General features: G+C 40.6%; 9 protein-coding genes. 4 read left to right on the forward strand and 5 right to left on the reverse strand.

Annotation, left to right across the window (positions count from 1 at the left end; all coding sequences use genetic code 11):
* Positions 1 to 21: 21 nt before the first annotated feature.
* Positions 22 to 3441 (reverse strand): endonuclease, encoded by a 3420-nt coding sequence (locus ACOMC3_RS10530; RefSeq protein WP_420315846.1) that lies wholly within the window; start codon positions 3439 to 3441, stop codon positions 22 to 24.
* Between the two features lie 398 nt (positions 3442 to 3839).
* On the opposite strand from ACOMC3_RS10530, the gene ACOMC3_RS10535 reads away from it, so the two are divergent.
* Positions 3840 to 5000 (forward strand): methionine aminotransferase, encoded by a 1161-nt coding sequence (locus ACOMC3_RS10535; RefSeq protein WP_420315847.1) that lies wholly within the window; start codon positions 3840 to 3842, stop codon positions 4998 to 5000.
* Between the two features lie 214 nt (positions 5001 to 5214).
* Positions 5215 to 5856, forward strand: a complete 642-nt coding sequence (locus tag ACOMC3_RS10540) for a transglutaminase-like domain-containing protein (protein ID WP_420315848.1) — start codon at positions 5215 to 5217, stop codon at positions 5854 to 5856.
* Here the strand turns inward: ACOMC3_RS10540 and ACOMC3_RS10545 are convergent.
* Positions 5851 to 6243, reverse strand: a complete 393-nt coding sequence (locus tag ACOMC3_RS10545) for a response regulator (protein WP_420315849.1) — start codon at positions 6241 to 6243, stop codon at positions 5851 to 5853. The two genes, ACOMC3_RS10540 and ACOMC3_RS10545, sit on opposite strands and share 6 nt — an antisense overlap.
* 170 nt (positions 6244 to 6413) lie before the next feature.
* On the opposite strand from ACOMC3_RS10545, the gene ACOMC3_RS10550 reads away from it, so the two are divergent.
* Entirely contained in the window at positions 6414 to 7319 is a 906-nt protein-coding gene (locus tag ACOMC3_RS10550; RefSeq protein WP_420315850.1) for an AAA family ATPase, read from the forward strand.
* Positions 7320 to 7412: 93 nt separating this feature from the next.
* Positions 7413 to 8744, forward strand: a complete 1332-nt coding sequence (locus tag ACOMC3_RS10555) for a hypothetical protein (RefSeq protein ID WP_420315851.1) — start codon at positions 7413 to 7415, stop codon at positions 8742 to 8744.
* Here ACOMC3_RS10555 and ACOMC3_RS10560 read toward each other — a convergent pair.
* Genes ACOMC3_RS10560 through ACOMC3_RS10570 form a run of 3 tightly spaced genes read right to left on the reverse strand, consistent with a single transcriptional unit; the run spans position 8741 to position 10624 of the window.
* Positions 8741 to 9253 carry a GNAT family N-acetyltransferase gene (locus tag ACOMC3_RS10560; protein WP_420315852.1) on the reverse strand — a complete coding sequence of 171 codons (513 nt, stop codon included), beginning with the start codon at positions 9251 to 9253 and terminating at the stop codon, positions 8741 to 8743. The genes ACOMC3_RS10555 and ACOMC3_RS10560 overlap by 4 nt on opposite strands.
* Before the next feature lie 15 nt (positions 9254 to 9268).
* A complete protein-coding gene (locus ACOMC3_RS10565) occupies positions 9269 to 9682 on the reverse strand; it encodes a DoxX family membrane protein (RefSeq protein ID WP_420315853.1) in 414 nt (137 codons plus the stop codon).
* 36 nt (positions 9683 to 9718) lie between these two features.
* A complete protein-coding gene (locus tag ACOMC3_RS10570) occupies positions 9719 to 10624 on the reverse strand; it encodes a type IX secretion system membrane protein PorP/SprF (protein ID WP_420315854.1) in 906 nt (301 codons plus the stop codon).
* Between the last annotated feature and the right edge of the window lie 135 nt (positions 10625 to 10759).

The following is a 10759-nucleotide window of genomic DNA, read 5'->3' on the forward strand; positions in this document are numbered from 1 at the left end:
TTCTAAAACACCTTATTGCTTTTACTTTTTGAATATACGCCTTGTTGTCATATGATCTCCCTGTGAAATATTAAGGAGATAAACTCCATTTTTAAGAGAACCTAAATCCAATTTTATTTCAGCGGTTGCTTCATCCGTTGTTACATCTTTTTCATACATTTTTTTTCCGCTCATATCAGATATAATCAAGAATATCGTTTGTGTCTCATTACTGATTAAACGCACATTCAATATGTCAACAACAGGATTTGGATAGATTAGCAAGTCTTCATTATCATTCTGAAGTGTAGATTCATCCATTGTCGTTTGCCTCAAAGCTGTTAGTTCGGATTTTGAACCAGCAGACCTTGCGCCTCCACTATTGATTCCTGTAACGGTAATCTCATCTAGATAAACATCATCTCTATTTCCTGAAGCGTCACATCTAAACCTCACCTTCATATTCGAAGCGAAATTCACACTGGAAGGGTCTACAACTACCGTAGCAGCGTAGAACGTATTGTTATTAAAATCCGTACCTCTAGCAAAGGTTGCTACAGTCACAAAGGATGAGCCATCATACATCTGAACCCAGAAATCCTCACCATTTTCCATAGAAATAGCCAGGAAATTAAAGTCTATACGTACTTGATCAAACGCAGTGATATCAACACTATTAGTGTAGGTTATAACAGACGAGCTGGTATTATCCTGAATTCCCGCTGATGCTGTACCAGCATAAGCTTTGGAGGCGTCCGTAGACCGGTAAGCATCTTTGCCCCCGTCTGAGAAATTGCCCCACCCAGACTCGAATCCATCGTAACTAATAAGAGTTTCACCTGCAGGAGCTGCTGCTTCTCCTGTAACAGAAACAGCTACAGAGTTGGTTATGGCCCCATCATTATCCGTAGCATGAGCTGAAAGTGAATAGCTTGCTACTCCAATGGTCCAGTTCACTGAATAAGGCGATGAGGTATCAACACCTATGGATACACCATCCACGAAAAACTCTACTGAGGTAATGGTTCCATCCGTATCACTAGCATTGGCTGTAATGGATACATTATCACCATCTGTATAAACGGCACCATCTGTAGGAGAAGTAATGGACACTGATGGTGGCGTGTTTGGAACTTCTTCCCCATACCTCAATCCCAGACCAGCAGCATTATCTGTTGCAAAGGAAGTCCATTCAGAAGTTGTGTAGATATCGTTTGGAGCATTGATCACATCGTTTCTTCTAAGTGTCACATCTTGTGCATAGGTTGCTGCACTATTAAACGTACCCAGAATGTCGATGAGTGTGCCATCTTTAAAAAGGCCTACAGCATCATTTCCGTTGAAAGTCAACTCTGAATTACCTCCTGTAAAATCTGCCTTTGAAAGAATCTCTACATTGGCAGAAGCATTGGCAAGAACGTACACATCGCCATCATTCAAGGTACCAATAAGGGCAATGCCTCCGGACCAGCTACCCGATCCATTGGCTTGTTTCTTAATCACATAACCACTCATATTAACGGCTGAACCTGATGTATTTGCTACTTCCAGCGCCTTATTGTTAGAGCTTCCCTCAATGTACTCAGAGAAGTACAGGACTCCAGCTGCAGCAGGCACCTCACCTATGATGCTTACAGTCGCTGAAACGTTAGAAGCACCTCCATCATCAGTCGCGGTAGCGGAAATATCCATATTCCCTTCTAATGCTGTAAAAGAGCTAGCATAAGGAGCTGATGTATCTACTCCTATAGAGCTGCTATTCACAAAGAATTCCACTGACGTTACAGTCCCATCTGAGTCACTTGCATCTGCTGTAATAGTAACGAGATCACCGGATGTCACGGTAGATCCGTTAGAAGGTGAGGTAATACTCGCAGAAGGTGCTTGATTTGGTGGAGCAACATTCATGGTATGTGTACCTAAATGGCTGAAATCATCGGAAGCATATGAAGTCCATTCGGAAGTAGTGTAGGTAGCATTGGGACTGGTTACATCTGCATTTCTTACCAAAGTCACATTCTGACCAAAAGTTGCAGTGCTGTTAAAGACACCAATAGCGTCGATTAGTACTCCTGATTTATGTAGCGACAAGGCGTCATTGCCATTAAACGTCAGCTCAGTAGATGCACCGGTATAGTCAGCTTCTGCTAAGATCGCAGCTGAAGCTGATGAATGTGCCAAGACATAGACGTCACCATCTGCGAGCGTACCTGAAAGAGCTATTCCACCCGACCAGCTGCCCGATCCGTTTGTTTGTTTTTTTACTACATAAGAGGAAAGGTCCACGCTCACTCCTGTGAAATTGGCGATTTCGATTGCCTTATTGTAAGAAGAGCCTTCGATGTACTCCGAGAATAATAAGTCGGTAGCACTTCCTCCTCCTGAAGAAGCTGCATTTACCGTTATAGTGAAGCTTTGCGTATCAGTATCCGTTCCATCAGTTACCTCGAGGGTTACAGGGTGTGAACCTACCTCTAAGGTAGCCGGTGTTCCAGAAAGAGAGCCTGTACCATTACCAGCATCAGTTAGGGTCAGCCACATTGGTAATACCGGAGCTGAGAGTGTTAAGGTGCCACTGCCACCGGATGCTGTGATATTGTAAGTATAAGATACATTCTCTGTCGCAGTTGTCACCGGAGTTGAAGTAAAACCTGGGGTTGTGGGAGTACCACTGCCCCAAATTGAGGTCACATATTCCGGATGATCAATGAATGGGTTCCTATTGCCCTGATATCCATAAATAATGTCATTTCTTGTTTGCTCGTATGCATCGACCGGATCCTGCTCATGCCATGTCAATAAAACGGATAATTTAGCATGTAATGGAGATTTATCTGAAGAAGTAAGTAGTGTCTCAGTCAGTTCCAGATCTGGCTCTCCTGCTTCACCTTCGTATCGGGTAGCCATGTAGAAAAGCATACGTGCAACATCTCCTTTTACAGCATCTCGGGGTTCCCAGGTGAATGAAGTAGAGCCACCGGTGAACGATGGGGTAGGACCTGAATATTGGCCACTCGCATCGATGTATTGATCTGTAGCTTCATCAAAATTTCGATTGCTTCTCGCTGAATTAGTGGAAGCATCCTCCGCTCGCAGATGATGGACATCTGTTCCAGCACCAGGTGTAGTCCCGAAATCTCCTCTAGATTTTGCCCAAACATGCTCGCGGGTCCATCCGTTACCGCCATCATATTCAGCTGCAGCATTCATGGAAAATGCGGAATATAAACCAATTACGTTATTGGAATTATTCGGATCTACATCTGTCTCTTTCAGGATATCCCAGGTATCTGTGGTGGACGCAGAATAAGGATACTCAGTATGTCCTTTGATAACATTGTAAAGAGCTGTTTTTAGTTCAGCTCCGTTTTTGCCTTGTGCAGTATCATAATAGCCTGCAGGAATTTGCGCCATAGACACACTGGTGCCTATCAGCAATAAAATGCCAAGAAATCTTCTCATAATTAATTTGGTAAGGTTGAGGTTGTTACGGGTTATAATTTCGACAAAAAAATCATCAATAACAATATCATCAAAGAAAGACGTGTGATCATATTGTTAACTATTAATTAAAATTCAATGCGATTTTGAAATAAATAAATGTCTAATGAGCTTAAAACAATATATTATTTCGCACATACTGTCAGAAATTGATCCAGGAATCATATGAAATATCAGCAGCAAAATTGTGGCAATCAACAATGAGATTCGCTTTGAAATCCATCCTTATATTCGTTTATTGATATAATTTGGTAAGGGTTTTACAGCAATCGACTTGATATCTTCAGATTCACCTGGACACTTTGCATGACTTAAAACAATCCTTTCTCCAAACAATGATTAGCAATTACCTTTGACCTATGTCACAACCCATTTCTACAAATTCTAAGCTTCCCTCAACAGGCACTACCATTTTCACTGTTATGTCAAAGTTGGCCAGTGAACATAAGGCCATTAACCTTGGTCAAGGGTTTCCTGATTTTGAGTGTGATGAAAAGCTCAAAGACCTGGTTGCTAAGTATGTGAAAGATGGCATGAATCAATATGTCCCACTGGCAGGACTACCGAAACTTAACCAAACACTTTCAAATAAAATCAAACATGTTTATGGAACTGAGCTTAATCCTAACAGCCAAATCTGTATAACAGCTGGTGCCACACAAGCCCTTTATACGGCAATCATGGCTTTTGTAAATAAGGGTGATGAAGTGATCATTTTTGAGCCAGCTTATGATTGTTACTCCCCACAAATTCAACTTGCAGGTGGAAAAGTCAAACCATATACGATGACTTATCCGGACTATGGAATTGACTGGAATAAGGTCAGAGATATGGTGAATCATAAAACACGAATGATCATCATAAACACTCCTCATAACCCAAGTGGAACGATACTCACAAAGCAAGACATGGAAGCTTTGGAAGCAATTGTGAAGGATAATAACATAGTCGTTCTCAGCGATGAAGTTTATGAACACCTTATTTATGATGGTGAAAATCATCAGAGTGTTATGCGATATCCAACGCTCTTTAATCAAAGTTTGGCAGTATTTTCATTTGGAAAAACGCTTCATGCTACCGGCTGGAAAGTGGGTTATGTTGTAGGTCCGGAATATCTAATCAAAGAATTTAATATCATTCATCAATGGAATGTATTCTGTACCAATTCGTTCGTGCAGTTTGCTATCGCCGATTACCTCTCTGAGCCAGAAAATTACAATTACCTTCCCTCCTTCTTTCAGCAAAAACGAGATGCTATGAATGAATTGCTCAAGGATGTACCGCTTACACCCAAGATCGCAAAAGGAACCTATTTCCAAGCTTATGATTATTCAGCGGTGAGTGACATGAATGATTTAGATTTTGCAAAATATCTTACCTCAGAAGTCGGTGTTGCTGCAATTCCCATGTCTCCATTTTATACCAATCCACCAGGGGATAAGGTCATTCGTTTATGTTTTGCAAAAAAGGAAGAAACAATCGGGGCTGCCGCAAAGCGATTAATGAAATTGAAGGGTTGATTAAAAAATGACAATTTATTCTCCTCTGGGGAGTAGAGAAAGAGGTGGGTCTAAGGAATGGTCATTTTTGAATACGTTTAATTTTATACCCACCCCTACCTCGATACGTCGAACCGTTCCCAGGAGGGATTGAGTATGACCCTGGTCTCGATGCGTCGAACCGCTCCAAGAAAGGGGAGTTAACTTATAACAAGAAGATTATTATTGAGTATTGATGTTAGAGGAAAATTTAGAAAGCACATATTATTTTGATTTAGAGCACCCAGCTATTCAAGAACTTGTGGCTGAGTTTAAGAATCCAAACCTGTCGGAAATTGAAAAAGCAAAGCAATTCTACCTCAAAGTTCGAGATGGATGGAGGTATAATCCTTATGACATCAAATTCCGTAAAGAGGCATTAAGATCCAGCTACATTGCTCAAAAGGACCATGGTCATTGCATTGACAAATCAATTCTTTACATATCAGGTCTAAGAGCATTAGGCATTCCTGCCAAACTGCATTTGGCTAAGGTGAAAAATCACATTGCAGTAGAACGACTTATAGAAAAATTTGGCACTAATGAGCTTACACCTCACGGAATGGTAGATGTATATCTAAACGGAAAATGGGTGAAGGCTACTCCTGCCTTTAATCAGGAACTTTGTCAATTAACTGGTGTGGAACCTTTGGAATTCAATGGAGAAGAAGATTCCATCTTTCAGGAATACAATGAAAAGGGAAAAGAATTCATGGAGTACCTGGATGATTATGGATCATTCTCTGATGTACCATTGGACTTTATCGAGCGAAATATGAAGGAGAACTATCCAAAACTAGAAAGCTTACTTAATGATGCGGGTGAGTTGAAGTTATGATTTTGAAAGACGATTAAGTGCTTGGTTTAGAAGATCATTCGATATAGGCTTAGAGAAAAAATCTATTACCATTTCAAAATCCCTAGCACGCTCTTTATCTTCCGGATCTATTGATGAACTCAATATATAAATATCTATTTCGCTTAATTCAGAACGTAAAGCAGAATAATTTTCTAAGAAGCTCCAGCCATTAGATACTGGCATATTTATATCTAAAAACAAGATATCAGGAACTACCTTTGGTGAATCTGAGAGATATGAAAAAATTTCTTCCCCGTTAAAAAATGATAATATTTTACACTGGTCATCAATTTGATTGACATGCATTTTAAAGAGATGATGAAAAACATCTTCATCGTCCACTAATGCTACAACCTTATTCTCCATTATATTGAATTAATTCTACAAAAATTTCAAATCATATTAACACTGGGAAAAGATAATGGAATCTTTTTATTAGTGTTAATCTAAATCTGGAATGAAAACAATATTTATTGAAATCATACTTATATTCAAAAGAGTGGTGCAATTTAATTTGCAATTAATAGTTATAAAACATGGCAGAAACTACCCATTGGACAGGATCGGAAAAGTATCTATGTGACCCGGAATTGGCACAATCATTTCATATGGCACGGACGTTAGGTATGCCATTACTTATTGAAGGTGAGCCTGGAACTGGAAAAACAGAGTTGCCCATTCATTACGCAAAAGACAGAGGACTTCCCATTGAAGTTTACCCCGTTGGGTCAAAAAGTAACATCGAGCAATTTGTCGCCCGGTTTGATCATGTCAAATACTTACGAGATTCCCAGATTGAAATTCTAAATGCGCAACGAGAAGAAAAAGGATTGAAACCTAGGCATACGAATGATCGAAATCCTGAAAATCTTGGTGACTATGTCGTAAAAGGTCCGGCGGCCATTGCATACAGCAAGCCTAATTCAGTCCTATTGATTGATGAGATTGACAAAGCACCCAGGGAGTTCCCAAACGATTTGCTTTATGCCCTAAGTCATCGAAAGTTTATCATGCCGGAATCCGGTGAAGTGATTGAAGTCTCTGAAGAAGACATGCCTGCAATTGTGATTACATCCAACCGGGAACAAGAATTACCCACTGCCTTCAAAGGAAGGTGTATCTATCACTACATTGATTTCCCTGAGAAAGATGTCATGGAAAAAATCGTAGAAAAGCATCACCCAAAGATTGATGCAAAAGTGGTAAAAGTAGCGCTGGATGTATTCTACCACCTACGCAGACTCGGACTGGAACGATCCCCAACCACGCGTGAAATATTGAATTGGCTTAAATACATGAGCGATGTTTCACCGAAAGAGGCAGTCAAGAAAATTGAAGGATTAGAAGGAATAGGTGCTCTCATTAAAACTCAAGAAGATATGGAACGTGTAAATAGGATGATAGGCGCAGACAACAACTTTGGTGGACCATCGTGGAATTAAAAAGGCCTTATTCCTCCCTCGAGGGAGGTTAGGTGGGTGATAGTCACCCTGTAATCCCCTCAAGGGGATGTTTAAAAAAGAAAGATAATTAGAATGCTAAGCTCTTTACCAGAATCGTTTCGAAAACACGGCCTTCAGGCCGATGTGCGCACCTTGCTCACCTTGAGAAAGGCGATGCAGAAAGGGCTAGTCAAAACGCTGGGCGATCTGCATAATGTACTGAAAGGCATTGTAGTGAAAGAGCCCGCCGATATCGGTCCGTTTACTAAAGCCTATTACGAGTACTTTCTACATGTACCCATCGCTCCCGGTCAAACATTGGAAGATGCCATCCTGCGTTCGGAGACCTTCCAAAAGTGGAAGACACAGTACATCGATGAGGCAGATAGAGACATTGACCTAACGGAAGAAGATCTGGTAAACAAATTTTTGGATGAGGTTCATTTGACTTCTTATGACATCAAAGAGGTCATTAACGGGAAAGAAATTTGGAATAAAGACAACCCAGATTTAGAAGATAAAGATCCTTTTGATCCGGATCACGAACCCTCAGAGCGGGTATTGGATAAAATGGCTGATTACTCTGATTTAACACTCGAAGAATTACTGGAGCGTATGCAGAAAGTGCGTGATCAGCAACGTTCTCATCATTCTGGGGGCAGTCATTGGATCGGAACCGGAGGCATCTCTCCTTATGGGCATGGCGGAGCTGCAAAAAACGGAATCAGAGTCGGTGGTCAGGGCGGTGGACGAATGGCGCGCAAGGTGATGGGCGATAAAAACTACTTCCCTATTGATCGGGATGCCATCTTAAATGACAATAACGTAGATGCCGCGCTTGCATCCATTAAAGGAGTTATCGAAGAAAGTGCCATCGAGAAGCTAGATGTACCGACCACCATTAAGTCCGGACTGAAACGAGGTGGACTATTCATCCCGGAACTGATGAGTGAAAAAAAAGAGGAGCTTAAAATCATTGTTCTGATTGATAATGGTGGCTACTCCATGGCGCCTTATATACGGACGGTTCAACAACTTTTCCGAAAAATGAAGACACGTTTTGCGCACGATCTTGAAGTGTTTTATTTCCATAATACCATCTATGATCGGGTGTGGATAGATGAGCGTAGATCCAACTACATCTCAGTTGAGAAACTGCTGAAGTATAACAAAGACTATCGCGTCTTCTTCATTGGAGACTCAGCTATGGCGCCTTATGAATTAAGTGAGCTAAGTATTCGAAACATTCAGGCGATTGTGAAAAAGTTTAAAAAGTCTGTTTGGTTAAATCCCGAACCTTTGAAATATTGGCCGGGCACTTACACGATCCAGGTGATGAAAGAACTAGTTCCGATGTTTCCACTCACTCCTCACGGAATAGAGCGGGCCGTTAGAGAGATGAATAAGAAAAATGTGGCAGATTAGAGTTTTAGTCTAAATCCATAAACGGGTAAACCTTGCTGCAAAAAATCCAGGTCCTCAGACCTTTTAAATCCAATTTTTTCATACATGCTCCAAGCAACTTTCATTGCATCCGTTGTGTGGATGATCATTTGATCTAATCCATTTTGACGAGCTTTTTCTAAACATGCAATGGTCAGTTTCTTCCCCACTCCTAACCCTCTAGCATCCGGTGAAACAGCTAATAACCTGAACCCAGCTGCATTCTTTTCTTTGGTTACGGTCCCTCCAGACCCATAATCCTCTATATCTCCAATGTAAACAACAGCTCCAGCTACGGTTCCTTCATTTCTTGCCACCAGCAACTCAACACTCTCCTTTTCAGTGAACTCACCAATATTTGCCAGCATCTGATAGTACGCAGGTTGTTCGTCAGGTGATGGAAAACCTTCTAGACCTGAATAAACCTCAACCATTAATTGTCCAATAACGGAGAAATCTTTTGGCTGAGCTTTAACAATTGTGATTGACATATGAGTAAGACATGTTTAGTATCCAACCTTTATCATGTCCCACATCAGGTAGTTGGAAATAATAGAAATGATAAAATATGTGGTTAAGGTTGCGGCTCCTTCATAGTCTTGTGCTACTCGCTGACCGAAAAACAGTGCAAGTATTGATATTGTCGAGAGCTGAGAGCCAATCAATCCCATTTGAGCACTCCCATCTACCATCAACTGAATAATGCCAAGGGCACAAAACACTCCTGAAAAAACTTCTAAACTAGTGATCGCAGGCATCAAAAAGCTAACCGTATTTTTTAAAGGACTCTTCGCAAAATGACTATCTAACCATTCCTTATTGCCCTTATAATTAAACACTTTGTCTAAGCCAGATTGTAAGAAGAGGATGGCTAAGAATGCCAGGCAAAATACGGGTGCAGATAATAGTAACGTCTTCATTGGCTATTTTTTAGCCAATTTAACACTTTCTTTAAGCTAAAAGTAACGTGGTGTTACAATCTTGGATTTCGAAAATACAAATCTGTAGTTGAGCATAAATTCATGAGAACCAGAATTTGCTTGTCCCAGATCAGTCGTTGTATAGTCGTAAGAATATCCAAACCTCAACTGAGGGTTGATTTGTAAATCAAAAAGTAAACTGATAGAATCAAAAGAGCGGTAGGAAGCTCCCAACCACACCCGATCATTAATGATCAAATTTGCGTTTATATCCATTTCAATTGGCGCACCTGAAACAGATTTGATTAATCCACTTGGCTTTAGTTTTAGCACAGGTGATAAATCCATTACATATCCAGCTGTTAAAAATAAATGTCTGATTTGGCTAGTCTTGATGTCTGAGTTGTTGATTCCATCAAGTTCTTTATTTAAAAGAACTGGTATAGAGGCTCCTACATAAAACCGACTGGAGGAATAGAATAGTCCGGCACCAAAATTAGGAGCAATTTCACTTGCAGATGCCTGCAATTTATTATCATTCACACCTAGTTCAGCATAATTAATATTGGTACTTTGGAACCCGCCTTGAATTCCCATTGATAGCGTCCCTTTCCCTGTTTGCATCATATATGCATATGAAAGGTAAAGTGTACTTTGATCGGTTACTCCTAATTCGTCATGAGCAAAAAATGCACCTAATCCAATATTTCTATCTGGGATTGGTGAATGAATCGAAAATGTTTGTGTTCGGGGTGCTCCTTCAATCCCTACCCATTGTATTCGCGCCAATGCAGTTGCACTGATCGATTCATGGCTACCAGCATACGCTGGATTAATTGCCAGACCATTGAACATGTATTGCGTATACATTGGTTGCTGTTGGGCATCCAGATGGTACAAGGTGCCTAGGAATAGGAATAAAAATAAAAGTCTTACGCTCATCGTATAATTATCACGGCAGCAAAAAAACACCGTATTTACTGGTTTGTTGAGAGTATTCGATAGCGGGGTGTTTTGACCCGTTGAACAATCATATTTATCGTTTAGCAAATAATTGATTCTTGAAGTTTCGTGCAT

This window comes from Ekhidna sp. (assembly GCF_965212185.1).
GTDB lineage: Bacteria > Bacteroidota > Bacteroidia > Cytophagales > Cyclobacteriaceae > Ekhidna.

Excerpts from the sequence above, each read along its gene's own strand:
- ACOMC3_RS10555 (WP_420315851.1), top strand. The coding sequence starts at position 7,413 with ATGCTAAGCTCTTTACCAGAATCGTTTCGAAAACACGGCCTTCAGGCC.
- ACOMC3_RS10550 (WP_420315850.1), top strand. The coding sequence starts at position 6,414 with ATGGCAGAAACTACCCATTGGACAGGATCGGAAAAGTATCTATGTGAC.
- ACOMC3_RS10545 (WP_420315849.1), bottom strand. The coding sequence starts at position 6,243 with ATGGAGAATAAGGTTGTAGCATTAGTGGACGATGAAGATGTTTTTCAT.
- ACOMC3_RS10540 (WP_420315848.1), top strand. The coding sequence starts at position 5,215 with ATGTTAGAGGAAAATTTAGAAAGCACATATTATTTTGATTTAGAGCAC.
- ACOMC3_RS10560 (WP_420315852.1), bottom strand. The coding sequence starts at position 9,253 with ATGTCAATCACAATTGTTAAAGCTCAGCCAAAAGATTTCTCCGTTATT.
- ACOMC3_RS10570 (WP_420315854.1), bottom strand. The coding sequence starts at position 10,624 with ATGAGCGTAAGACTTTTATTTTTATTCCTATTCCTAGGCACCTTGTAC.
- ACOMC3_RS10565 (WP_420315853.1), bottom strand. The coding sequence starts at position 9,682 with ATGAAGACGTTACTATTATCTGCACCCGTATTTTGCCTGGCATTCTTA.
- ACOMC3_RS10535 (WP_420315847.1), top strand. The coding sequence starts at position 3,840 with ATGTCACAACCCATTTCTACAAATTCTAAGCTTCCCTCAACAGGCACT.
- ACOMC3_RS10530 (WP_420315846.1), bottom strand. The coding sequence starts at position 3,441 with ATGAGAAGATTTCTTGGCATTTTATTGCTGATAGGCACCAGTGTGTCT.